Source organism: Bradyrhizobium sp. CCBAU 45321, from assembly GCF_028128975.1.
GTDB classification, from domain to species: domain Bacteria; phylum Pseudomonadota; class Alphaproteobacteria; order Rhizobiales; family Xanthobacteraceae; genus Bradyrhizobium; species Bradyrhizobium yuanmingense.
The window spans coordinates 1-25970 of sequence record NZ_LFKZ01000123.1 but is presented as its reverse complement, the minus strand read 5'-3'; the positions used below and the strand labels follow the sequence as shown (position 1 = coordinate 25970).

At 62.9% G+C, this 25970-nt stretch carries 15 protein-coding genes, 1 tRNA gene and 1 pseudogene; 10 read left to right on the top strand and 7 right to left on the bottom strand.

Annotated features, from left to right (window positions below; translation table 11 throughout):
- Positions 1-34: 34 nt before the first annotated feature.
- On the bottom strand, positions 35-2143 hold the full coding sequence (gene pbpC, locus ACM43_RS19300; protein WP_271542288.1) for a penicillin-binding protein 1C: 2109 nt from the start codon (positions 2141-2143) through the stop codon (positions 35-37).
- A gap of 95 nt (positions 2144-2238) precedes the next feature.
- On the bottom strand, positions 2239-7434 hold the full coding sequence (locus tag ACM43_RS19295; protein WP_271542140.1) for an alpha-2-macroglobulin family protein: 5196 nt from the start codon (positions 7432-7434) through the stop codon (positions 2239-2241).
- Positions 7435-7854: 420 nt separating this feature from the next.
- Here ACM43_RS19295 and ACM43_RS19290 point away from each other — a divergent pair.
- Positions 7855-7931 (top strand) — tRNA-Arg (locus tag ACM43_RS19290).
- Between the two features lie 2 nt (positions 7932-7933).
- Here the strand turns inward: ACM43_RS19290 and ACM43_RS19285 are convergent.
- The 3 genes from ACM43_RS19285 to ACM43_RS19275 are packed head-to-tail and all read right to left on the bottom strand — an operon-like array spanning position 7934 to position 9395.
- Positions 7934-9043, bottom strand: a complete 1110-nt coding sequence (locus ACM43_RS19285; RefSeq protein WP_271542139.1) for a tyrosine-type recombinase/integrase — start codon at positions 9041-9043, stop codon at positions 7934-7936.
- Complete coding sequence (locus ACM43_RS19280; RefSeq protein ID WP_271542138.1) at positions 9040-9234, bottom strand: hypothetical protein; 195 nt, start codon at positions 9232-9234, stop codon at positions 9040-9042. The genes ACM43_RS19285 and ACM43_RS19280 overlap by 4 nt, the downstream gene beginning before the upstream one ends.
- Positions 9234-9395 (bottom strand): Arc family DNA-binding protein, encoded by a 162-nt coding sequence (locus ACM43_RS19275; protein WP_271542137.1) that lies wholly within the window; start codon positions 9393-9395, stop codon positions 9234-9236. The genes ACM43_RS19280 and ACM43_RS19275 overlap by 1 nt, the downstream gene beginning before the upstream one ends.
- A gap of 73 nt (positions 9396-9468) precedes the next feature.
- Here ACM43_RS19275 and ACM43_RS19270 point away from each other — a divergent pair, with 73 nt between their 5' ends.
- Complete coding sequence (locus tag ACM43_RS19270; RefSeq protein WP_333919435.1) at positions 9469-9732, top strand: Arc family DNA-binding protein; 264 nt, start codon at positions 9469-9471, stop codon at positions 9730-9732.
- Positions 9733-9798: 66 nt separating this feature from the next.
- Here the strand turns inward: ACM43_RS19270 and ACM43_RS19265 are convergent, their stop codons facing one another.
- Entirely contained in the window at positions 9799-11838 is a 2040-nt protein-coding gene (locus tag ACM43_RS19265; RefSeq protein WP_271542136.1) for a hypothetical protein, read from the bottom strand.
- The gene (locus ACM43_RS19260; RefSeq protein WP_271542135.1) at positions 11835-16238 is read right to left on the bottom strand and encodes a bifunctional RecB family nuclease/DEAD/DEAH box helicase; all 4404 of its coding nucleotides are present in this window, start codon (positions 16236-16238) and stop codon (positions 11835-11837) included. The genes ACM43_RS19265 and ACM43_RS19260 overlap by 4 nt, the downstream gene beginning before the upstream one ends.
- Positions 16239-16662: 424 nt before the next feature.
- Between ACM43_RS19260 and ACM43_RS19255 the strand changes: the two genes are divergently transcribed.
- From ACM43_RS19255 to ACM43_RS19220, 8 genes and pseudogenes are all read left to right on the top strand, one after another.
- On the top strand, positions 16663-17256 hold the full coding sequence (locus ACM43_RS19255; protein WP_271542134.1) for a hypothetical protein: 594 nt from the start codon (positions 16663-16665) through the stop codon (positions 17254-17256).
- A complete protein-coding gene (locus ACM43_RS19250; RefSeq protein WP_271542133.1) occupies positions 17257-19041 on the top strand; it encodes an ATP-dependent nuclease in 1785 nt (594 codons plus the stop codon).
- Positions 19034-20812, top strand: a complete 1779-nt coding sequence (locus ACM43_RS19245) for an ATP-dependent helicase (RefSeq protein WP_271542132.1) — start codon at positions 19034-19036, stop codon at positions 20810-20812. The genes ACM43_RS19250 and ACM43_RS19245 overlap by 8 nt, the downstream gene beginning before the upstream one ends.
- A gap of 781 nt (positions 20813-21593) precedes the next feature.
- Positions 21594-22286 (top strand): hypothetical protein, encoded by a 693-nt coding sequence (locus ACM43_RS19240; RefSeq protein ID WP_442869323.1) that lies wholly within the window; start codon positions 21594-21596, stop codon positions 22284-22286.
- A 92-nt stretch (positions 22287-22378) separates the two neighbouring features.
- Positions 22379-23824, top strand: a complete 1446-nt coding sequence (locus ACM43_RS19235) for a DUF1254 domain-containing protein (RefSeq protein WP_271542131.1) — start codon at positions 22379-22381, stop codon at positions 23822-23824.
- Between the two features lie 5 nt (positions 23825-23829).
- Entirely contained in the window at positions 23830-24027 is a 198-nt protein-coding gene (locus tag ACM43_RS19230; protein WP_271542130.1) for a hypothetical protein, read from the top strand.
- 35 nt (positions 24028-24062) lie between these two features.
- Positions 24063-25505 carry a DUF1254 domain-containing protein gene (locus ACM43_RS19225; RefSeq protein WP_271542129.1) on the top strand — a complete coding sequence of 481 codons (1443 nt, stop codon included), beginning with the start codon at positions 24063-24065 and terminating at the stop codon, positions 25503-25505.
- A gap of 121 nt (positions 25506-25626) precedes the next feature.
- Positions 25627-25970 (top strand): annotated as a pseudogene (locus tag ACM43_RS19220) (phenol degradation protein meta); the annotation flags it as partial.

Here is a 25970-nt window from a genome sequence, read left to right as displayed (position 1 = left end):
GAAACCGCCATGGCCACAACCGCTTAAGGCAGGGTCATTGAATTCGAATGACGACTGTGTCCGCGGCGCCCGTGGCGTCGATCACGGTGAGCCGTGCAAAGCCCGGCCCGGGCGGATCGATCAGCCGCTGACGGCGGCCGTCGATTTCGCCGAGCGCGGTGCCGTTAACCATGACGGTCATGGGCAGCACGCCGCCGGCGACCTTGACCGGCATCGCCGCGCTCTCCCGGCCGCCCGATCGATCGACGTCGATCCGCGAGCCGTTCAGTGGAAACTGGATGTGCAGCGGCTGCTCGCCCCCGCTTCGCACCAGTTCGCCGACCGGACGGAACCGCTTCAAGGGCAGCGGCAGCTTCGCGTTGCTTGCGACCAGGGTTCCCTTGGGCGGCTTCGGCAAGGCGGCCAGCGTCTTGCCGCTGCGGGCGAAGGCATCGAACAGGATGGGCGCGGCGGCGATGCGTCCGATCAGGCCGGGAACCGGCGCTCCGTCCGGACGGCCAACCCAGACGCCGATGGTCATGCGGCCGTCGAAGCCGACCGACCAGGCGTCGCGATAGCCGTAGGAGGTGCCGGTCTTGAAGGCGATGCGGTTGTGGGCGGCGTTCTCCGGGGGCGGCGTGCCGAGCAGGACGTTGCCGACCTGCCAGGCTGCGACCTGATCCAGCAGCCGAAGCGGCTCGCGATCGTCCTTGGCCGTGACGATCTCGCGCAGCGGCTTGGTGGTCCCAAGGCGGGCAAAGCCGGCATAGAGCTGGGCGAGGTCCTGGAGCGTCACGCCGACGCCGCCGAGCCCCATGGCGAGGCCGGGCGCTTCGTCCTTGGGCAGGATGAGGTTGCCGCCGGCCTGCCGCAGCCGCGAGGTCAGTCGGCTCGAGCCGACGCGGTCGAGCAGCACGATGGCCGGCACGTTCAGTGACAATTGCAGCGCCTTCCGCACCGGCACAGTGCCTTGGAAAGTCATGTCGAAATTTTCCGGCGCGTATGAGCCAAAGCGGACCGGGCGGTCGTCGATCAGACTGTCGGGATGGATAAAGCCGTCCTCGAAGGCGAGCCCGTAGATGAAGGGCTTGAGCGTCGAGCCGGGCGAGCGGATGGCGCGGGTCATGTCGACCTGCCCCGCCCGGCTCTCGTCGAAATAATCGGCCGAGCCGACGCGGGCGAGCACGTCGCCGCTCTCATTGTCGACCACGACGATTCCGACCGAGATGTTCGGACCTAGCGCAATTGCGCGGTCGCGCGCCAGCGGCTCCAGCACCTTCTGCAAGGTCGCATCGAGCGTCAGCTTGATGATCGGCGTGTCCTTGACCGTCGACAGCGCGGCGTCGGAGGCATGCGGCGCCAGGATCGGCATCGGCCTGCGCAGTGTCGGCACCGGTACCGCCTTGGCCTGATTGGCCTCCTCGGCGCTGACCACGTGCTCCTCGACCATGCGGTCGAGCACGCGGTCGCGCGCCTTGCGGGCTGCCTCCGGATAGCGATCCAGCCGGCGGGTCTCCGGCGATTGCGGCAGCGCGACCAGCAACGCGGCCTCCGCCAGCGACAGCCGCTTCGGCTCCTTGCCGAGATAGGCGATCGACGCCGCGCGGATGCCTTCGAGATTGCCGCCATAGGGCGCCAACGCCAGATAGAGATCGAGGATCTGCTCCTTGCTCATGCTGCGCTCGATTTCGATGGCACGCACGATCTGCCGCAATTTTGCGTACATCGAGCGCTGCCGGCGCGGCTCCATCAGACGGGCCAGCTGCATGCTGATGGTCGAGCCGCCCGAGACGATGTGGCCGCGCGTTCCCAGCTGCAACGCGGCGCGTCCCAGAGCGAGCGGATCGACGCCGTTGTGGGCGTAGAAGCGCTGGTCCTCATAGGCGAACAGCAGCTTCAGATAGGTCGGATCGACGTTTGTGTTGGCATCGACCGGCAGCCGCCAGCGCCCGTCAGCCATGGCGTAGGCGCGCAGCAGCTTGCCGTTGCGGTCAACGATCGTGGTGGAGACTTGCCGCGCTTCATCGAGCGGCAACGGGCCGAGGGAGTAGACCCAGCCGACAAAGCCGATGATGGCGAGGATGAGGGTGAGTGCGAGGGTGGAGAGGATGCGAAGCCCCCCGCCCCTTGCTCCGTCATGGCCGGGCTTGTCCCGGCCATCCACGTTCTTCGTCGCCGCGGCAAAGTCCGTGGATGCCCGGGTCAAGCCCGGGCATGACGACCGAGTTTGAGGCGCGACCTCGCTCATCCCACCAGCACTCACTTCGCCGCCCGCACCTCGACACTGCCCGTGCCGGTCCGGCCATAGCGCGAGGGATTGTACATGTCCTCGACATAGGCCTGCGGCAGCACGTATTTGCCGGGCGAGACCGCGCGCACGACATAGGCGAGCGTGAAGACCGACTTGGAATCCGAGGCCCGGTCGACGGCCGCGGTGAAGCGGTCGTCGCGGAATTCGGTATGTTCCGGCTCCTCGCCGTCCTCGATCCAGTCCAGCGTGCCGCTGTCGCCCGACGACACCAGGTTCGGATTGTCGATCTCCAGGCCCGCCGGCAGATAATCCGACACCATGATGTGGCCGTACTCGGGCTTGGCCTCGGTGATCTTCAGCACCACCGCAAAGCGCTGGTTCTGCTTGACCTTGCTGATGTCGGCGGGCTTGCCGTCGAGCGTATAGTAGCCGCGCTCGATCTTGAAGCCGTTGGACGCCGCCGGCTCCGGCGTGACCGGCGAGCCCGACACCGAGACGACCGCCTGCACCGGCGCATCGCCGGTGTTGGTGATCTTCAGCGGCTTGCCGCCCAGCGTGTCCGCCTTGTAGCTGCGGTACAAGGCGGTCTTGACCGGCTGCCCATCGACCTCGATCGAGAGGTTCTCCTTGGCGAGCGCCCGTGCCGCTAGCACCAGCCACGCATTCTCCTGCGTGGAGGTGTAGGGCGTCAGCCCGCGGGCGGTCTCGACCCGCGACACCGCCTGCGTCAGCGTCGCCCTCGGCGCGTTGCCTTCGCTGGCAAGCGACACCAATGCTGCGGCATCGCGCAGCTGCGAGCCGTAGTCGGTGCGGCCGAATTCCAGCGCGGGCTTGGGCGCGAGGCTGTCGAGCGCGGCGCCATAGACCCGCTCGGCGCGGTTGCGGTCGCCGACCAAGGCGAGCGCAGCCGCAAGCTGCGATTTCGCGATTGGGGTCGCGAGGTTGGTGAGCTTGGTGTCGGCGAGATAGCGGAGATCGCCGATCGGGGCTGCGCCGTTGCGGGCGAGCACATACAGGCCATAGGCGAGATCGCGGCCACCGTCCTTCTCCGGCTCATTGGCATTGACGACAGAGTTGCGGATACGGTCCAGCGCGTTCTTGAACAGCACGTCCGGCACCGCAAAGCCCTTCTCGCGGGCGCGGGTGAGGAAGTCCGTCACGTAGGCATCGAGCCAGGCATCGTCGCCGCCGGCCAGCCACAGGCCGAACGAGCCGTTCGAGCCCTGGCGCGCCAGCAGCCGCTCGATCGCGTCGCGGATGCGCTGGTCGACCTCGGTGTCCATGGCAAGATGCGCGCCGGCCGCGAGCTCGTTGACATAGAGCAGCGGCATCGCCCGGCTCGTGATCTGCTCCGAGCAGCCATGGGGATAGCGGTCGAGCGCCTTCAGGATCGTTGCCGCGTCGAGCGCGGTCGACAGGCTCGCCGAGACCGAGACAGCGCCGGTGCCCGGCACGAGGTCGGAGAACAGGTCCGAGGTCAGCGTCAGGCTCTCGCCCTTCGCCAGCGTCCGGATCGAGCGCCGCGCCAGCACCTGCGTCGCTGGCTTGACGTCGAACGCATAGTGACGCACCAGCGCGAGGCCATTCGGGCCCTTGATGTCGACGTCGAGCGTCGCCTGCCCCGCCGCGGTCGCATCGAGCGCGAGCGAGAACGAATTTCGCTGCTTGGCGGCGAGCTTCACCGTGGTTGCGGGATTGCCGGTCATCTTCACCGGGCCGCCCGCCTTCACGTTGATGACGTAGTCGCCGGCCTGGCCCTCGACATTGTCGATCTCGAGGTTGACCGAGCCGCGGTCGCCATTGAGCAGGAAGCGCGGCAGCGTCGTCGTGAGCACGACGGGATCGCGGATCACGATGTCGGTGTTGGCGCGGCCGAGCTTGGTCGCGGTCCACGCCACCGCCATCACGCGCGCGGTTCCCGCGAACTCCGGAACATCGAAGCTCACTTCGGCCGAGCCGTCGGCAGCGACGGTGACGATGCCGGAATAGAGCGCGAGCGGCTTCTGCGTGGGCGGCGAGCCCTGGAGCTCGCCACCGGCGTCGCCGCCGGACTTGATCTGGCCGCGCGTGCCCGACATGCCGTCGATCAGCTGTCCGTAGAGGTCGCGGATCTCGGCGCTGAGGCGACGCTGGCCGAGATAATAATCGTCCGGGGCCGGCGGCTTGTAATTGGTGAGATTGAGGATGCCGACGTCGACCGCGGCGATGACGACCTTGGCGTCCTCGCCCGGATTGAGCCCATCGAGCTTGACGGGGATCTTCAGCGTTGAATTCGGCCGGATCAGCGAAGGGGGCGACAGCTTGACCTGCAAGGTGCGAGCCTGCTTGTCGATGCCGAACCATTTCAGCCCGATCGCACGGCCCGGCATGCGCTGGGCGGCGGCATCGAGCGGACGGCGCAGCGTCGCCACCACATAGGCGCCGGTGCCCCAATCCTTGCCGATCGGGAGCTTGACCTGCGCGGTGCCTTCCTTGACGTCGATGGTCTGCGTCGTCAGCAGCCGCTCGCCGAGCACGTTGACGGTGAGCTTGCCGGCGCTGCGGACGTTGACGGACACCGTCATGGTGTCGCCGGAGGCGTATTGCGGCTTGTCGATCGAGGTCTCCAGCAGGTCCGGCGTGTCGGCGTTGCCGTCGGAGTACCAGCCGACGTCGAACTGCACCGAAGTCACCGGACCGTCAGCCTCGTTCGACCTGACGTCGAGCCGGTAGCGGCCGGGCTGCGGCGTGAGCGAGATCCGCGTCGGCTTGTCGACCGTAACAGTGACGTCGCCGTCGGCGACGCGCGAGGTCGACTTGACCGGCTCGTACTCCCAGTAATTGTTCTGGCGGTACCACTGGTAGCGCGACTCGATCTTCAGGAGCTCGTAGCGCAGACCGTCGCGGCGCAGCTTCTCGCCCTCCGGCGAGACGAACACGACGTCGAACTCGGCCTTGTCGCCCTCGGCGACGTTCTTGTCGCCGAACAGCGGCTTGATGCCGATCTGCGCCGTGGCGGGCGCGACCGGCAGCACGATCTTGCGCTCGACGGCGCGGCCGCCGGTCTCGACCATGCGGACGAAGATCTGCGCCTCCTGCGGGCGCGTCGAGGCCGGCTGCTTGTCCAGCGTCACCGGGAAGGTCGCGACGCCATTGGCGTCCGCCTCGGGCAGGTTCTCCAGCGGCGTGCGCTCGTTCGAGGTGGTCTCCTCGTCGTCGACGCCGAACTTGTAGCCGGCAAAGCCGGGCCGCTCGGGCGCGGGCGCGATCAGCATGTCGCCTTCGAGCTGCAGGCCCGAGGCCGGTGCGCCATAGAGGAAATGACCGTCGGCCTTAAGCTCCACTGGAGCGTTAGCTTTGATCAGCTTGTCCTTGGCGGACAAGTCGAATTCGATCCGATCGGGGACGTAATCCTCGACCATGAAGGTGGTCTCGCCGACCGAAGCTCCCTTCGGATCGGTGAAGGCACGCACCCGCCACGTGCCGGTCGGTACGGCCGAGTTGAGCGGCACGGACAGCGTGCGGCCGCCGGCGCCCTGATCTGCCAGGACGGCGCGACGATATTCGACGCCGTCCGGGCGCTCGACCACCAGCGTCATCGGCCCGCCGGTGACGGCATTGCCCTGCCCGTCGCGGAGCAGCGCGGTGAGGAACACGGTCTCGCTGGAACGGTAGACGCCACGCTCGGCATAGACGAAGGCATCGGCGCCGGCGGGCACCGCGCGCCCCGAAACGCCGCGGTCGGACAGGTCGAAGGCCGAGGTCTTCAGGCTCAGGAAGGCATAGTCGGCCTTCTCCCCGGTGACCGTGAGCATCGCCGGCGACAATCCGCCCTCGCCGCGCGCAAGGCCGGCCTCGAACAGCACGTGACCAGCATCGTCGGTCTTGCGCGTCGCCAGGATCTCGTTATTGCGCGCGACCAGGCGCACCTCGGCCTTGCCGATTGGATCGGTCGACGCCAGTGAGTTGACGAAAACATGGATGCCGTCATTGCCGGAATAAGCGGCGATGCCGAGGTCGGAGACGATGAACCATTGCGTGGCGAGCTGGTAGTCCTCGTCCGATGCCCTCGCCGCGGCCGTCATGACGTAGACACCGGGCTGGAGCTCGCCGAGCGCCTGGTCGACCGGGAACGCCGTGGTGACGTCCTGGTTCAGCGTCGTCGCAGTCGCAAGCTCGCCCGTCCAGACCTTGACGCCGCGCTCGTCGCCGAGCTCGCTGAGCTGGTACTTCGACAGCGTCCTCTGGAAATCGCTGTCGACCACCGTGTTGATCAGGTTGCGGTCGCCGATCCGGAACACGTTGATGCTGACTGAGGGCGTGTTGACGCTGACGACGGGAATACCGCGCTGGCCGGTCCGCGGCAGCACATAAGCGCGGCTGGTGAAGCGCACGAACGGCTTGCGGTCGCGTACATAGATGTTGAACTCGGCCGATTTCGGCAGGCCCTCCTTCACGGTCGACGGCAAACCGGCGCGCAGGTTGATGTTGTAGCGCTCGCCGTGCTTCAGCCCGTCGACGCAGAGCTGTTTGCCTTCGGCCGACAGCGCCGGCTTGTCCTGCCCGGCGAGAGCCAGGAACGGCGCGAAGTCGGTGCGCTTGGCGAGCTCCTCGGAGAACTGGAAGCAGGCACGCGGGCTCGCCGAATCCGAGTCTACGGTATAGTCGAGCAGCCGGAAGCCGTGCTCGTCGCGCATCTTCTCATATTGGCCGCGGACCTCGGCGACCTCGCGCATGTCGAGCGACAGCCGCAGCGCATCCAGTGCCGGCCGCCACAGCTTGCGGTCGGCCAGCGCCTTGCCGAGGACGGCAAGCGCGTCGGCCTCCTCGCCCGGATTGCCGGCGCGCATGTAAGCGATATAGGCCGCGGTCGAGGCGCGCTCCAAAAGGAAGGTCTGCTCGCTCGAGCTCTTTGGCGAAATCTGGAAGATGACCTTGGCGAGCCGCAACCAGTTGCCGGCATCCTCGGGCGTGGTCGCGGCGATCTGGCCGAGCACGGAAAGGCCGGTGCGATAGTCATTGCGCCGGAAGGCGGCGTCGGCGTCCGTCTTCAGCGTCGCATTGGTCTTGGCGACCGGCCCCGCCTCGCTCTTGATCTGGGCCTCCAGCTTGATCGCGGAATCGGCGAGGTCGTCGCGTCTGAACGCCTTGTCGGCGGCCTGCGCAGCGACGAGGCCGAGCGCCAGCGCGGCGCAGATTGTGACGGCGCGAACAAGACCGATCATGGAGGACTCCCGGAAAGCGCGGACGAACGCCGCGGCGGCAAATGAAATGCGCGGAAAGGTGACGGACTCAAGGCGATGGAACCAGAAGGTGCAAAGCGTCGCATTCGCCATGACAGAGGCAAGCCCAGAGGAGACCGGCCGAGATACCGCCACGCACGCCGTCCTGATGGCGCAGCACTACCTGACCAGTCGACCGGCGGCCGTGCCCCGGAAGCTATTCAGCGTTCCCGGCGATGTGATCCATCGTCCGGTCCGCTGCCGCTCAATCCGGCACCCTGACACCCCACCGTTCCGCTTTGTCGTCGCACTGAGGAAAACGGTTCGGTTCAGACTTGGCGAAACACCAGTTTTTTCATATTGGCATGCTACATGAACGGCCAGCCGCCCAATCCGAGCGGTCCAAACCGGCCGGCTCAAGACGGTCCCGTAGCTCAACTGGATAGAGTAGCGGATTTCTACTCCGCGGGTTGCAGGTTCGAGTCCTGCCGGGATCGCCACTTCATTTTCCACCCCTAGCGATATCAATGTCTTGCATGGCATCTTGGCTCACCGGGTCGGAAGGTGAGCCAATGCCTGTTCCTGAAATGAGCTTCGCCGCGGCTCGCGCCATGCGCTTTCGATTTGCGGCCTTTGTGTAAACCTGCGCCTGCGAGACCGAGGTCCAACCAAACCACGCCATTAGTTGATGGTCCGTGGCGCCCTCCTCGGCAAGATAGGTTGCCGCTGCCTTGCGTAGGCCATGCGACGTGCAGCGCTCCGGCAGCTCGGCCTCGCGGCATCGGTCACGGAACCAGTTCCCGAAGCCCGCCGCGCTGAACGGCTTGCCCTGTTCGGTCGTCAGGAACGTCAAATGGTTGCTGGAGGGCATCGCCTCGATTGCAGCCATCAAGCGAGGCGTGACTTCAACATAGAATGGCACATCGGTCTTCTGCCGACGCATCGACATTTCCTTCCCACGGATGTGCTGCCGCCCCATTCTGACGACATCGCAGCGGGATTGGCCAGCCTGCAGCAGTAGCTCATAAGCTAGCCTCGCGCGCGTGCCCACGGTATGCCTCTTCTCAAATTGCTCGCACTCGCGCGCCTCCCAGGGATGGTGGCCCACGGTCTTCATTTTGGTAAGCTTCACGTCGCGCAAAGGATCTGTGCGGATCATCCCGAGTGAGAGGCAGTGATCGAGCCAACCGCGGAGCGCTTTCTTCCAGTTCCGCTGCGCCGCGGGTGCTTTTGCGTTGAAGATGTTCTGCAGCGCCGCAGCGTGCATCAGGGCCACGCGCTTGCCGCCATGGTCTTCGCGAAAGCGATCGAGAATGGCCCGCCGATTACTCTGAGTGCTCTTGGCGAGACCATCTTTGAAGGCACTGGATTGATAGTAGCTGATGATCGCAGCGTTGACGGTGCCGGGCTGAGTTCGGCCGGCGCCAAGTTCGGCCGGCTTGCCGTCCGCTCGGGCTGCCTCGAGCGCTGCTAAGAACGATGGCGACCATGGCAGGACCCCGTCGCCGACTAAGATGCGAACCTTCTTCCCACCAGGCGGTCGGTAGTACCAAACGCGCTTGCCGTGCTGGGTCTCATAGGCGTGGACGTGTTTCGGGTTTTTGCGTTTCACCTTACGGTGTCCCATTCGTTGCTCTCAGCAGGAGGCTGGGCTTCCGACGAAGGACGCGTCTCATCGAAATCAAGCAACACCGATCCGTCAGCAAGTACTTTTGCACGATGAACGGTAAAACCCGCCTTTACCGCGCCCTTGAGCATCTTGGTAAAGCTGGCCTGCTTGAATGATTGCGCGCCACGAGACATCAGGCAGTCGCCTCTCGCTCTCGGTCCATCCGGGCCCTGATTGCCCGGATGATCTCGCTGTTCTGCGAGGCGCCATTTCGCTCAGCCTCGCGCTCAATCCATGCTTTCACGTCTCGGGGCATCCGAACCAAAACCCGCTCGGCATCGCTCTTGCGGATCATGCTATGCTCCTTCCATTAACTATGATATCGCCGTGCCATATCCTGTCAACAAGAATATGGCACGGTGCCATCTATGCAAAGACCGAAACAAAAGATGCAGGGCAGCACTGGAAGGGATTCCGAGAAATTCATTCTAAGGATGCCTGCGGGAATGCGCGATCGGATCGCAAAGATGGCCGCCCAAAATGGTCGATCGATGAATTCAGAGATCATCGCCGCGCTCGAGAAATACGTTGAAGCGACGGATAGTATTAGCTTGCTTTGGGACGCCATCGACGAGCTCCAAAAGCAGATCGATGACATACATGAGAGCCGTGGCGACCTGAATCGCGACTGATAGTGCATTGCCCTCTCAAGGGCTGCTCGACAGATCTTAGGAGCACCGCAACTCGATGGTTTAGCGTTAGCGCCCGGCCCTACACGCAACGGGGGCGTCCGCTGCCTTAACTGGCGACATCGATTTTGGCGCGGCGCATTTCACAATTGCCTGGGCAAAGGCGAGATTCACCTCATCGCTCTTCGTGAAATCGAGCTCCGCCGCTGTGATCCTACGCGCCCAGGCGCGCGCCTCTCGCCTGCCCGCGTCCGCATCGAGCTGCTCCGGGACGGTCCAGCAGCCAGGCTGATCGACCCGGCAGACGACCACGGCATCCCAGGAGATGGACCGCTCGCGCTTGTGCAGCCTGGTGCCGGCGTCGCCTAGAAGCGGAAGCGCCCTGATTGGTCGCACGCCCCCCTCCGCCATCCCTTTAGCGAGGGCAGTCCATCCGTGGCCATCGAGATTTTGGTATGTGAAGACCACGCGGGCTTGAGGACGGCAGACCCGGCGAATCTCCCTGAAGGCCTCTGCCATCCCTCGCGTAAACTGCTCGATGGCGGCGGGTGCACGCGATCCGGCCGCCATCTGGGCGGCAGGAAATCCGTCCAGCGCCTCCGGAGCGACCAGCCCGAAGCGCACCAGCCACGGCACGAAGAAGTGCCCGAGCTCCGAGTAGGAGATGTAGTCGAAGTACGGGGGATCCGTCAGGACCAGATCGATCGAGCCGTCGGCCAGATGCGTAAGGTTCTTCACGTCGCCGCAGCGCAGGTCCCAGGCGCCTTGCGGACGGTCGTCGACCGCGCGGACAGCTCCCGTTCTGGTCGGTTCGTGCGGTTCCCTGAGAGCCGCTGCGGCCCGCTGCACCGCCCGCACAGCGTTCGGGAACGTTCCGCGGCCGTTCTTGCGCAGCCAGGGATTGATCTCCACAGGCCGGGCAATGTGGCGGAAGGCTCTGATCGAAAACAGCGGACTGAGCCGGCGCCAGTCGGTGGCGTAGCTGCACAGCAGGTTGTTGGTCGTCAGATGATCCGAGAACGCTATCGAGAGCGCCTCCCGCTCGGGACCTTCGAGCTTTTCGATCTCCTTCGCGAGCAAAGCGAGATGCAGGCGCTGGCGCGCGGAAAACAGGTCTGCATAGTTCTGGTACCCATATTTGATCAGCCGTTGGTCCTTACGGCCTTCGCGTGGGATCGGCGATGGCGGGATCGCGCCAGGCGTCTCCGACTCAACGGTTGCAAGCGCCGCTGCGGCGTCCGAGAACATCTTGAGGTCGAACGAGCTCGCCGCACGGATCTTCCGGCCGGCACCGACCACCCGGCGCTCCGATCCGGATGGGATCGTCTCGACCGCGAACAACCGGAACGACGGCGGCGCACCCGTCCGCGCCGCTTCGTCGATCAGCTTCTGCCGATGCGAGCACCGTGGACAAGCCCCCGCGCCCGCATCCATGTTGCCGGCAGAGCCCGTCGTCCGGACCCCACAGGCGCAGCCGACCGTCTTGGCGGCCCGCTTCGCCTGGTTGATGTCCCCACAGCCGCGGCAGACGACCCACTGCTTGTCGATATTGGCGTCGGACGCCAGACGGAATTGCGGGTGCGCGTGATATTCGTGGTTGCACACCTCGCATCGCACGGTCTGAACCCAGAAGGCGTGTAAGAGGGTTTCCTCGGAGCCTTGCTCATCGCGGGCACGGTAGTACGGCGCGAGCTTGGAGCCGACCGTCTCACAGAGACGCTCCAGCATGGGCTCGAGCGGCGGCAGCGAGCGAAGCCGCCCCTGGAACGAGGAGATCGCGGCTGCGACCGGCTCCACGTCGACACCGTGGACGTCGGCACCGAGCCGAGAGGCCTCCAGCACCATGACTCCGCCACCAAGGAATGGGTCAAGCACGGCCCTGCCTTCGTACGACGGAGCGTCGTAGTAGGATTGCCAGAACGAGCCGCCGGACGGCGTGCCGGCGGCGACGAGCAGCGACCGCGCCGTCACCGCCAAGCGCCGAGCAAACCACTTGTGCGCGCCATAGACGTCGCGCGGGCGCACGGTCTCCCGACCGGCGAGACGCGCCAAGCCGACCACCGGGAGGTCGCCGTCGTCAAGCAGCGATTGGTCCGGAAATTTCGTCATCGTTCGTGAAGGTGACACTCAGAGAAGCCCGGCACCGAGATTGGTCCGGATCTGCGCAAGAATCCATCCACGAAGTGCTTCAGCAGCCGCGACTGGATCAAAGCCTCCTTGTCAGACGGAAGATGGTCGACGAGCTTGCGGCTCATGATCGCCACGAACTTGGCCTTCGCGCGAGACGCGGTCACGTTGAAGCGGTTGAGGTTAAAGAGGAACGTTTCCTCCGCCTTGATCTGATCCTTGTCGCCGAGCCCAAAGCTCGCGATCATGACGGTCTTTTCCTGGCCCTGGAAGCGTTCCACTGTGTCGACGGCCGCGAAGATCTCGTTCTCGTCGACGCGGCCGGCGAGCGCAGCCGACAGGCGCTCGAAGACGGCAGCCTGCTGCGCGCGATGAGGCGTGACGATGCCTACGCCCTTGCGGAAGAAGTCGACCGGCGACAGAGCGGTGCGATTGCCGTCATCGATGTCCATCAAGCCCGCATCGAACAGCGCGAGCACCATTCCGGCGACGAGGTCCGCTTCTTCCTGGTTGCGCTGGCTGCTGTAGCGATCGTTGTGCACCACGGCCGCGAGCGGCTGCCCGGGATCAAGTATGCCTGGCAAAGCCGGCGAGAACTCGAGTTGGCTGGGCCAGGTCGCGGGCCGGCGTGCCGGGATTGGTCGAGCGATAGCGAAGCGCAAGCCGGCGGTGCGGTCGCTCGCATGGAGGTCGGGGTAGCCGGCGAGCTTCACGAAATCGATGATCTCCCGGTTCGACCGGAAGCTCCGGTCGAGCATCGTGCGTTCCAGCTGTTCGCCGCGGTAGTTGCGGTAGAAGTCGAAGATCGAGCCAACGAGATGTCCTGCACCTTCGGGCGGCTCGATCGGATGGATCGGGGCCATCTGCAGATCGTCCCCTACGACGACCACCCGCGCATCGGGAGCCAGCTTCGTGAAGCCTACGATCGCGTGGGCGACGTCGACCTGGGATGCCTCGTCGATCAGCATCAGATCGAACATGGGCTCCATTACTCCTCGGCCGAGCTTGGCAATCTGGTCGACGGTACTGGCTACGACGACGAGGCTGTCTCTGGCCGCCAGCGCAGCCTCAAGTTCAATACGGTTGGCGGCATCCCGATCGTCCATCGGGAGCATGAACGGCTCAAGCTCGGGCGCGATCTGCCCCGCCGCGTCCGCCCTCGAAACCAGTCGCGCCAACAGCACCCGGTCCTCGAGGCCGAGTTGCTGCAGGATTTCCGGTACCTTGCGCGCAACGTGGTCGATCGCCACCCACGTTACGGCGGTGATCGCAATGCGCAGGCCGGTCCCCTCCTCAGCCGCGCTAGCCAGCGAACCCGCTATAAACCCCTGCGCCGTTGCGCTCTTGCCCGTGCCCGGCGGCCCCCACCAGATCGCCAAATGTCGTTGCACCGCGCGTTCGACGGCGTCGACCTGGCGCGGCGTGATGCCCGGATTGCGCTGTCGCGCGACACGCAGCACGGCATCGGCGTCAAGGCCGGTGGCGCTACGGGAGGCGATGTCCGCGTTCCAGATGAAGGTCTCCGCTGGAACGCCGGCGGTGCGCCGCGGATTGAGGGCGGCGACGTTCGCGATTGAGGCCGGAAAAAGAGGACGAGCCGCTGCGAGCGGCGGATTGCGGATTCCCTGCGAGCCCGGTTTTCCGGAGAGTGCCTCGCGAAGCCGCCGCGTGAAGAAATCGATCACGACTGGATCGAGAATACCGAAACGCGCACGCGCGGCGCCGAAGCCAAAATCGGCGATGCCGAGTTCGACGAGATCGACGAGCAGCGTCGGTGCCTCGATGACGAGGCGTCGCGCTGCGCGGTCCAGCTTTTTGACCGAAACCTTCAGGTCGGCCCGAGCAGGCCTGGTGTAGTCCCAATTCTCGATCGGGCGGCGATGCTCCAAAGCCGGGAAACGCCTCTTTAGACCGGCCACCGTGTCGTGCATCGTCAGAGCGAGAAGGTCCTCAGGCAGGAATGAGAAGAGGAAATCCCCGTCCTTCACCCGCACCTCCTTGGAAGCCTCACGCAGATCGAAGACGAAGACGGCCGCGTCGGCAACTGCCCCGGGGAGTCCGATCTGACGGAGATAGGCTGCGCGCTCGGCACCAGTCAGCGTACGCTGCACGCGCGCGCTCTCGAAGCGAGCCTCGCGTTCGTGCGGCGGCATGGCCATGAGCAGATCGTTCTCGAGCCTGTCTGCTGCGTGCATCAGACGGGCGTGCTGATAGATCATCTGGCCGTCAACGCCAACACCGGTGAGCGCCTGCACGGGCCGGAAGACGTCGTCGACGTTCGGCGCATCTGCACTCAACGTGTCGCTCAGCCGACGTTGCAGTCCCTGCACGGTCCACGCAACCGCGCGAAGCTTATCGATCACGACACGCCTGGTCTGCTCCTGATGCCACTGGAAGTCCTGCGTCCGGAACGGCGACTTGCGCTCCCAGATTTCGGTGCCCCGCTCGGAAGGGATCTGGTCCGACAGTGGGTCCAGATAGAACTTGTTCACGTTGAAGTGCCACAGCCGGCCGTCGCGCACGCGGCGCTCTGGATCAATCGCATTGGCGAGGGAGACCAAGCCATAGTGATGCGGCACGGCGGCTGCCATCAGGCTGTTGACGATATCGGAGACGATGGTGATCGGCGAGGAAACCGCCGTGAAGCGGGCGTCTTCGAGAACGCTGTCGGCGGGGAACAACCATGAGACCGGGCTCACGTCGGCGCCCCCCGCGTCCACCGGCTGCAACATGAGGTCGAGATGCCGCCCCATGACGCGACAGAGGTGATCGAAGATGAGCCGGTCCCAAACGTAGAACTGGATGCTCACGTCATCCTTATCGGGATCGTACTGACGATAACCGGCGAGCAGCTCCGTGCGGGCGCGCATGATGTCCTGGACGAGGAATCCCAGCCACTCACGGAGAATGTGCCCCTCCTCCTCCACCGAGCGATCGAGCACCAGCATCGGGCGGCGGCGCTCTCTGAACTCGCGGCCATAGCTGCGGTTCCCGGCTGGATCGCGCGGAGCGTTCGGTATTCCATATGTGATGACGGAGCCGAGTGCGAAGGTGATGCCTGTCGCCACGTCGAAATCGGCGGAAAGGAAAACGCGGATGTCGGAAAAGCGCGGAAGCACCGCCGAGGTACCCGCTCGGTCCGCAATCTCGGCTTGGCGCGCTTCGGTGAGCGAGACGCCGCGAGCCACCAGCAGTGTGCGCTTGGCCCGCAGCGTCTGATGCGTCTCGAACACGGGGTTGCCGGGTTGAACTCCGGCCACCTCGGCAACGTTGGCGATTCCGCGTTCGAGCAGTTTGCCGGTTGCTCCCTCCGTTAGCCCCGCGATCCGGCTAGGATGACCGACATCGCGGGCCATCGTCCAGCAGTACGCCATGTTCTCTCGCTCGGATCGCGCGGGTGGAGTGGCGATACCCGCAGCGGCGTCTTCGTCGGTGGACCAGCGATAACCGAGATAGTCGCAGCCTAGACAACGACGATCCACGTGCCACGACAGGTCGCGCCAGTCGGGCACAGCGAGCACCGAGCGAAGCTCGGTCTGCAGGAAGCGCGAAACGCGACCGAGCACGACCTCCGGCGGCATCTGCTCGAGATCCTGCGCAAAGGCCGCCAGATACAGCGCCGGCCGCCGCTCGACGATGTGCTCGGCGACGTCGGCCTGAAGCTGCCGCTCGATGCTGGAAGCGTGATGCCGTCCGGGCCAGACCGCGGCCTCGGCCAGCACAAAGAAGCGGTCGTCGTAGCCGTGCTGCGTCAGCCATCCCGCCAGTGTCATGCCGTAGTAGGCGAGTTCGGCGAAGTGCGCGGGCGACGCTTCACCGGAGATCTTGATGTCCACGATCTTGAGACCAAGGCGCCGCTGATCGTCAATGGACTCGAGCCGACCGTCGGCGAGGATCGCGCGGCGCGGTGTACCGTCGGGCGGCACGACATGGATAATGTCCGGCCTGACCTTGGCGAATTCTAGTCTATTTGCGCCGCCGAAAAAGGCGCCGCCGTATAGATCGTCGAGCCCGTGAGCCGCCGTGAACGGCGCCTCAACCTCGTACTCGGCCTCGATCAGAATCTGATTGGGAATGACTCCACCTAGGCGGTCCGCCAGCGACAGCGTGCCGAACGCACGCTCCTCGCCCTCGGCGAAGGCGGTCGTTTCCCCATGCACCACCAGGCCGGGCAGCACTTCCGCCAATTCGCCGAATTTGCGCCGCTCATGACTGCGACCGGCCTGGGTGAGCAGAGCCAGACCGGGCCGGTGGGTATCCCGCTTCGGCGCACCGACCGATTCCCTGTCCCTTTCGGACCTGTACAGGTCGAGCCGCAGGCGCCGCTGACAATCAGAGCGGATGAACTGCGAGATGGCGCGCTTGCCGAGACGATAGACCATGAGACCGGAGCTCCATGCCCAAGCCACCAAGGAAAGCGATTCTTGGATGTCAGAGTTGCGGGACGCGAACGGGAACGCCGGAGATTGATTCAGGGGAACAGGCGGAGTCAATGAGCGGCACGCTTCCCAGCCGATCTTTCCCTTATTATTTGAGCGACTTGGCGCGGGCGGCCGGAACAGTCGATCGCAACCACCCGTATTTTTCCCAGTGGCCGATCACGAACACGCTGCCCACTCGGCGCCTGCGCATTGACCTGCGACTGCGCCAGCAAGTGCTGCCAACCCGGCGCTCCGCTCATTGATCGCTGCCCGCGGTTGGGCGGAAGATCTTGCGATGGCGGCGTGACGGAGAAGATTGACTGCGATCTCGATCCGCGCTCTCCTGAGAGTTGCAGAGCGAACACCATGCACGGAGGCCCCGAACTTGTTCTACCTCATTAAGCTGCCTGATGGGCCATCAGGCTACGTCAATCTTTCGACCGCCAACGATTGGCAGGCTTGGATCCGGAAAAGTCTTCCGGACGGTCTCCACAAGGATGTTCAAGAACGTCTGATCTCCAATCTCAAGCACGTTCTCGTGGGACTAGAGATGAAGGCCGCTCTGATCGTTCCTCACGCAAAGCAGGGCAAACTTCTATTCGAGTCCTACTTCCACATGCTCAACTTCGAGTTCTGTGTCGGCATGTTTTCGATATGCGAAGGGCTTGGCTCCGCGCTCTGGCTAAGGGAGAACGGTCTAAACGGATCCGCCGCCGACCGCATCTCCATTGTTCAGTGGAAGCCTTCCCTCACGAAAGTTTTTGATCCCGAGGGGAAATCTAACCTCAGTGCGGACGTGGACACAGTAAAGACTGTCAGAGACAAGCTTCATCAAGATAAATTGGGCGCCCGAGAGAACATCGATTGGCATGCTTTTTCGTATGACAAGGCGTTCACACCAGCGGCGCGTGCGATGCGATGCCTGCTCGGAACGAATCCGAGTGAAGTACCGAAGAAAACAAATCTCACCGCCGGGTAAATGATGCGCCTCGCCAAACTGAGCATCCGAAATTTTAGGAACTTCCGCCTGGTCGACGTTCCCCTCTTCGGGAACGCTGTAATCCTAGGAGAAAACCGTGTCGGGAAAAGCAACCTGCTATTCGCGATCCGGCTGGTTCTGGATCCCGCCTTGCCGGACTCAGCACGTCAACTCAGGCTGTCTGATTTTTGGGATGGCTGTGCTCCGAACTACGATGATCCGATTGAGGTACACCTCGAGTTTGCCGACTTCATGGGAGATCCCTCGCTTGTCGCTTTATTGACCGATTTCAGAACCCCTCTTGATCCGACCACCGTTCGACTGAGCTACGTCTTCCGAAAGAAGGCTGGAGTAACGGGAATCCCTCAGACCAGCGCTGACTACGACTTCGTTGTGTTCGGAGGTGGGGACGAGACCCGGGCAGTTCCAGGCCGCGTGCGCCGGAGGGTCGCGATCGAGATATTGGACGCTTTGCGCGACGCCGAGTCGCAGCTCGCGACCTGGCGCAATTCTCCCCTCCGCCATCTACTGGAGGAGGCCATATTTGCTATTCCTCCAGCTGATCTAGGCACGGTGGCTGCGGAGCTAGACAAGGCCACCAAGGCGTTGGAGAGTTTCCCAACGATAAAGGCGCTAGAAGACGAGTTGAGGGTGGGTATCCTTCATTTGTCCGGGAAGGCGCACGATATCGATGCGAGGCTCAGGTTTGCCCCCTCCGATCCGCTGCGGCTCTTCCGAGCGATCGCGATGTTCATCGATGGTGGCAAACGGGGGATAGCCGAAGCCAGCTTGGGATCGGCCAACGTCGCTCTGCTGGCACTGAAGCTCGCAGAATTTGCCTGGCGTCGCAGGAAGAACGACCGGAACTTTTCGCTGCTGTGTATCGAGGAACCGGAGGCGCATCTGCATCCGCAGCTTCAGCGATCCGTATTCAAGAAGCTATTCGGCGGTGCCGATCCTACACAGGCGCTGATCGTGACAAGCCATTCGCCGACGTTGGCCGCGGTGACCCCCTTGCGATCGATCATACAACTGAGGAGTCGCAACGGAGCAACGGACGCGTTTTCGCTGGCGGCGCTCCCGGTCAGCGCGGACCAAATCGACGACCTCGAAAGCTATCTGAACGCAACGCGCGCGGAGCTGCTATTCGCCCGAGGCGTGCTCTTCGTCGAAGGCGATGCGGAGGAAGCCCTGGTGCCCGTCTTCGCGCAGTCGATGGGACGGCCGCTCGACGAACTCGGGATCACGGTCTGCAACGTGGCGGGCGTTAATTTCAGCCCTTACGTCAAGCTCGCCGAGTCGTTGAGTCTGCCTTATGCGGTGATCACAGACTGGGATCCGGTGGACGGATCGACACCGCCATTGGGCCGGAAGCGGACGATCGGCCTTTGGCAAGACATGCTGGAGATGCGACGGCAACCCGCGTTGACAACCACCCAGACGGCGGAATGGGAATCCAAGACCTATGCAGTTTTCGCGCCGGCAGCAGCCAATTCGGGAGTATTCCTGAACGATCGGACTTTCGAGGTTTCGATTGCTAACACGCCAGCGCTCCTCGGTCCGCTCCTCGACATTCTCGACCAACAAGGATTCGGTTCGACGCGAACCGGCCGAATCGCCGCGTGGCGCGCCGGCACGGAACTGGTGGATCCTCCGCAGTTGCTCGCCATGATCGCCGATATCGGCAAGGGACGGTTGGGCTCGAGGTTGAGCAAGAGGATGATCGGTCTTGCTCCGCCGCAATACATCGCCGACGCGATCAAGTTCGTGGCCGACCGTGTCTGATCCCGGCCGCCTTCTCGGGGCGCTCAAGGAACTCGAGGGCAACCCCGAGCAGCTCGCGGCCGCACGCGAGATCGGGCCCTGCGTGGTCTTGGCTGGCCCGGGCAGCGGAAAGACTAAGATCCTCACGACCGCGATGGCACGGGCTCTGGTGGAGGACGTGGCCGATCCTCGCGGCGTCGCCTGCATCACTTACAGCAACGAGTGTGTCGCCGAGCTTGAAGCCCGCCTGTCGAAGCTCGGAATCGGTCCGGGAGACCGCACTTTCATCGGTACGGTCCACGGTTTCGCGCTGAGCCAGGTCATTTCGCCCTATGCGCGTTGCGTTCCGGTCGGCCTGCCCACGGACTTCAGAGTAGCGACACGTGCACAATCGCGCGCCGCCGTGGAGTCCGCTCACGCAGCGATTATCGGTGGCTCAGAAGACCCGCATCGGCGCTGGCAGTTCGCTGTCGAGAAGCGGCGACGCGACGTCGATCGCAGCCGCCCGGAGTGGAGGGGTCTAAATCCTGAACTAGCCGACTTCATCGAGGCCTACGAAGCGGAACTGCGCAGCCGAGGGCTCATCGACTACGACGACATGCCGCTCCTCGCTTATCGCATGATCAAGGGATACGATTGGATACGGGATGCGATCAGTGCGCGCTTCCCGGTATTGTTCGTCGACGAATATCAAGATCTCGGACATGCGCTGCACGAACTAGTGCTGCTGCTCTGCTTCGGCGGAGGCATCCGACTATTCGCAGTCGGCGACGCCGACCAATCGATCTATGGATTCAATGGTGCAAATCCGGAGCTTCTGGAGAGCCTAACGGAGCGGGCGGACGTTAATACGATTCGGCTGAGGTTCAACTACCGGTCTGGCAAGAAGATCATCCGAGCCTCGCTCGGTGCGCTTGGCGAGGAACGCGACTATCAAGAAGTCACAGGGGCGCCGGACGGCGAGTTGGCGTTCTACGCCGTTCCGTTCGGTCTTGACCAGCAAGCGCAGACCATCGCCACGACGATCATCCCGAATATTCTCGCGAAGTCCATCCCGCCGGACGAAATCGCCATCCTGTACCGGGCGGGTTGGCATGGGGACAAAGTCGCGGAGGCCTTGAGGGAAGCAGACATTCCCTTCGTCCGCGCAGATCCTAAAGGGTTGGTTCGACGGGGATCGAGGCTTGCCTGCTTCATCGAGGATTGCGCACGGTGGGCAACGGGTGGATGGCGGGACGCCGATCCTCGCTACAGCCGCCTGCTCTCCCGCGCCGCTGCCCTCGTCTACGGCGGGAGTGCGAGCGGGGACGAGATGCAGGCGCTGTCGGACCGTCTCATCACCTTCCTGAACTCATCCATCGGCACCAGCGAGACCACGCACGTTTGGCTCCAACGGGGCCAACGTGAGTTGATTGAGCCATGGCAGGCGATCTCGCGCAATTCGGAGCATGATTGGGACGTCTGCTCCGAGATGATCTCGAATACCGATCCGGCCAACGATCTCGACATGCCGTTGAACCGCTTCGCCGGACGCATCGAAGGCGCGGGCCGCGTCACCTTAGCTACGTTGCATAGTGCAAAAGGAAGGGAATTCGACGCGGTAATCATGTATGGCGTCAACTCCGCCGATCTCCCGAATAACCGAGATAAACAGACGCCGCACGGTCTTCGCGAGGCGCGCCGAAGCTTCTACGTCGGCGTCACACGTCCTAGGAAGTCGCTGAGCCTGGTGTTCCAGGAGCATCATCATTCACCATGGGTCTACGAACTCGCGCAACGAAGCGAGAGCTAATCTTCGAGAAAGAGGCTACGCTTCGCCGACGTCTGGACGAATGGGACCTCGGTCGGGAAGGTCAAGGAAGGCGAGACTAGGGCGTGTACTCATAAATCCGCGATGTCCGCTTATTCCCCAACAGCGACGCAGGAGCGGACATTGCGCGAGGTCCGAGAAGGGCCAAGAAGAGACATACGTTGGTGTGGGGCGCGCCCGATGTCGGAAATCACAACAAGGCGAAGACTAGTCCGAATCTAAAGCTGCCGACGACCGATCCGGTGCTCGGGCAACATGGCGGGCTCGCGAAACTATGGAAGCGTGGCTGGCTAGAGATATGCCGTGTAGGAACTAGCCCACACCAGAATGGACGCCAGAAGACCGATCACGCCCGCGTTGCCGGCAAAATCGGTGGCGCCGGCAAATATCCCAGTAAGTTCGCGAGGATAAATCCGCTGTTAACAGCGAGATAGCCCCAGACAACCAGCCCCATCGCACGAGCATGAATCTCGAGAACACCGCGCAGAGCGCGACGAGATAGGGGCACAGGATAATGATCATGGCTGGCCCTCACTATTAGGTTGTGCTATACTTTGCTCGTGGAGGTAGCCGAAGTCACCCTTCGAAGTGCCCTGCAGCGACAAGCTTTATAGCGTCGATTTCCCGCAATCCTGTCCCGATTATACAGACGCCACGCGGCGTTTAATGCAGAGGACGCCGCACATTCACTTGCATGCGACCTCTCGCGCCTGAGCGAGGGGCTCGCATTCGTTCAGTCGATTCTTGCATAAGGAATGATGTCATGCGTGCCACAACCTTGAATCAGATTCTTGGAATACTCGCCGTGTTCGCGTTGTGCGGTGCGAGTACGGCGATCGCCCAAACTGTGGGAACGGCGATCGCTCAAGGTGCTCCGGCACCTTCTTCCATGAAGACGATCGGCGCTCCTTCCGCCGCCGCCAAACCTGAGATTGTGCCCTCGCTGTTCGTGCTCAACTCCCGCGGCGCGACGCTGCAGGGCGACACACTCACTTTGACCGGCGTAACACCGAGCTCGATCATATTTGCCGACCGTCCGGTGCGATCGGCAGGCCACCAGCCCACCGCCGACGTGATCGCGGAATGGGGATCGGGCGACGACAGTTTTGCCAAGAACCCGCCGAACGCGACTTTGTCCGTGTTCGGCAAGGACGGTTTGGTGAAGGACGCCGTCGTGGTGCTGAAAAATCCGAAGCTCGAAGGCGACAGACTGACGTTCAATGTTCAGACTCTCGAGGGAGACATCACCGGCGCGGATGGCGGGGCCGCACTCTTTATTGATATCATCGGCCGGCCGTTCACGCCGATGTCTTTTGCCGGCGTCGCCCGCCGTTCGGCGTTTCGCGGCGCCATGTACGCCGGCGCCGCTGGCGCCGCCGCATATGGAGCGGCCGCGTACTACCACCCCTACGTCCGTCCGGCCTGCGGCTATTATCCGTATCCGCCCTGTTACTGAGACGAATGAGGACACGGGGAGGCGCGCGCCTCCCCGTATTCAATCGACTCCGCGTCCATTCGCAATCGAATATTCTCAGAAAGGCTTCCGCCATGAAATCGACCAGGCGATTGTTCGTTTATGCAGCTCTGGCAAGCGGCTTGGCTGCCACATCAGGCTTCGCGCTGACACTGTCTGCAAAGGCCCAGTCTCTGTCTCCAGCGGAGGCGCGGCAGATCGCCGAAGACGCTTATATCTACGGCTATTCGCTCATCACCACCGAGGTGACGCGCGTCCAGATGAGCAATGTGCCGAAGGTGGAGGGCTTCACAAGTCCAACGGGACAGTTCATCAACGTTCCCCGTTATCCGCCGGCGGACTACCGCGGCGTTTCCGCACCCAATGCGGACACGCTGTACTCAGTCGCGTGGCTCGATCTTGCCGAGCCGCAGGTGTTCAGTCACCCGGACATGGGCAGCCGATTCTATCTGTTCGAGATTACCGACCTTTGGATGTCGGACTCAGAGCAGTCGCCAAGCAAGCGCACAGCTGACGGAAAGGCAGCAAACTACTTGTTTACCGGTCCGGCCTGGAAAGGCGAAGTTCCGGCAGGGTTGAAGCACTTCCCGGTGGCAACAAGATACATGGTGATCCTGGGCCGCACCTATGCCGACGGCACCGAGCAGGATTATAAAGCGGTCAACGCGCTGCAGGCGCAGTACAAGATCACTCCGCTGTCGGCCTGGGGCAAGCCGTATACGCCCGTGACGCCGCCGGTGAATACAAATCCCGGCTTCAGCATGACCGACAAGCCACAGACGGTCATTCTCGGCATGGGGACCGAAGGCTATTTCAACCTGATGGCCAAGCTGATGGCAGCGGCCGCTCCGCCGGCCGCGGGAGATATGCCGATGCTCGCAAGCATGGCGAAAATCGGCGCCGTGCCCGGCAAATCGTTCGAGATGAACAAGCTCGATCCCGCTGTGCAAGCGGCATTGAAAGACATTCCACAAACCGCTCTGAAGAAGATCGAGGACAACAAGAACAGCATGGGCGAGATCGTAAACGGCTGGGTGGTGTCCAAGGGGCTCGGTACCTATGGCCCCGCAGACTACCTGAAGCGTGCCACGGTCGCGGCCTTTGGCTGGCCCGCCAACCAGGAGAAGGACGCGGTCTATCCATATACGGAGGTCGACTCCACCGGACAGAAGTTGACCGGAGCGAATAAATACACGCTGACCTTTGCCAAGGACATGACGCCGCCGGTCAACGGCTTCTGGTCAATCACCATGTACCTGATCGATCAAGGCTGGTGGTTCGTTCCCAACGAACTCAACAAGTTCACGGTAAGCCCGCGCGACAATCCGAAGCCCAACGCGGATGGATCGCTGACACTTTACTTCCAGAATGAATCGCCGGGCAAAGACAAGGAAGCAAACTGGTTGCCGGCACCGAAGGGTGACTTCATCCCAATGATGCGAATGTACTGGCCGAAGGATTCTTCACCTTCCATCATCAACGGCTCATGGAAGCCGCCGGCGGTGGTCAAGGTGAACTGAACTCAATGCAAGCGATCACAACGGTGAAGAGGATTAAAGGAATTCTGCTCATGACATTGTCGCTCTGCCTCGGCGCGGCGGCCGCGCCCGCGGCGCTGGCCGAAACGGCGGCGCCGATCACCGAGCAGGAGGCGCACGGCATCGCGGTGGACGCCTATGTTTACTTCTACTTCGCCGCCCGCTCCTTTACCGCAACCAGGTAGAAACAAAAAAACACTCTGGATGAGGAGACGTTCAAATGTTGACGAAACGCGATCTTCTTCGTTCCGCAGCGCTGGCTGCAATCACCGCCTCAACGGCAAATTCCGTCCTGGCACAGGCGCAGACGAGCGCCCCACGCCCCGGCTTCCTCAAGGCAAAAGACATTGCCGAGGCAGGCTTCATCTTCGGACTGCCCATCGTGATGAACTACGCCGTCATGTATGAGTATGCCATCGATCGTAACTCCGGGCAGTTCAAAGCGCCGTTCAATCAAATCAAGAACGAACCCAACGTCTTCACCTACAAAGACACAGCCATCGTAACGCCGAACAGCGACACGCCCTATTCGTTCGTATGGATGGACCTGCGAGCAGAGCCGATTGTCCTTTCGGTCCCCGCGGTCGACCCCAAGCGCTACTACTCAGTCATGCTCTGCGACGGCAATACCTATAACTACGGTTATATCGGTAGCCGTGCCACAGGCAGCGAGCCGGGCGACTACATGGTGGTCGGGCCGGATTGGAACGGCGCGACCCCAGCCGGTATCAAGAAGGTGTTCCGCTCGACTACGCAATTTTCGGTGGCGGGATATCGCACCCAGCTTTTCAATCCGGATGACCTCGACAACGTCAAGCAGGTGCAAGCCGGCTACAAGGTGCAGACGCTTTCCGCCTATCTGAACCAGCCGGCTACAGTCGGTGCGGCGGCGATTGATTTTCCTAGAATCGACAAGGAGCTCGTGAAGACAAACTTTTTCGAATACCTCGATTTCGCGCTGCAGTTTGCACCCGCGCAAGAGAACGAGAAGGAAATACGCAACCAACTTGCAAGCATTGGCGTCGGCTCCGGAAAGACTTTTAACTTCAAGGACCTCTCGCTGGAGGACAAGCTCGAGGTCGGCTTGGGCATGAAAGAAGGTGAACGCAAGATCGACGAAGCCATTGCCAATGTCGGCAAGGCGGTCAATGGATGGCGGATCAGTTCGATGCCTGGCGACAGTGCCCATTACAATGGCGACTGGTTGAAGCGCGCTGCCGCGGCAAAGGCCGGCATTTACGGCAATGATGCCGTGGAGGCGATGTATCCGCTTACCCGTGTCGATGCTGACGGTCAGACGCTTGACGGCAGCAAACACAATTACACACTGACATTCCCGCCCGGCCAACAGCCCCCCGTGAATTCCTTCTGGTCGCTGACAATGTACGACGGCAAGACGCAGCTGCTGATCGAAAACCCGATCAATCGCTATCTGATCAATTCGCCGATGCTGCCGGGCATGAAGACGAACGGCGATGGGTCACTGACGCTCTTCATCCAGAACAAGTCGCCGGGTGCCGACAAGGAAGCCAATTGGCTACCCGCGCCGAACGGCCCGATCTATCTGGTGATGCGGCTCTACTGGCCAAAGACCGAAGCGCCATCGATCCTGCCGCCAGGCGAAGGCACCTGGCAGCCGCCGGGCATAAAGAAGGTTTCGTAGATCCAGCTGATGCCAGCAATTTCGACACGATCGAAATGAGAGGCCGGCATTTTGGGGGGCGATCAAGATGGCGCATAACATTTACAAGCGAAATGCCAGCCGTCGTCGTACTTTCCGCAGCATGGGCATGGCTCTGCTGCTGTTTGGATCCATATCCGGGGCGGCCTACGCCGACGAGAGCGGCATTTCCTACTGGCTTCCTGGACGCTTCGGCAGCCTTGCGGCGACACCTCAAGTGCCGGGCTGGTCCATGGCCGCGGTGTATTACCACACCTCGGTCGAAGCATCGGGCGCCGTCGCCGCGGCAAGACAGATCCAGATCGGCAGATTCGCGCCAACGGTGAACGTCAATCTTAATGCCAGTCTGAACGCGCAGGCCGATCTGATACTTTTGAATCCCACTTACACTTTCGGCACACCGGTGCTTGGCGGACAACTGGCCATCGGCATCACTGGCCTGTTCGG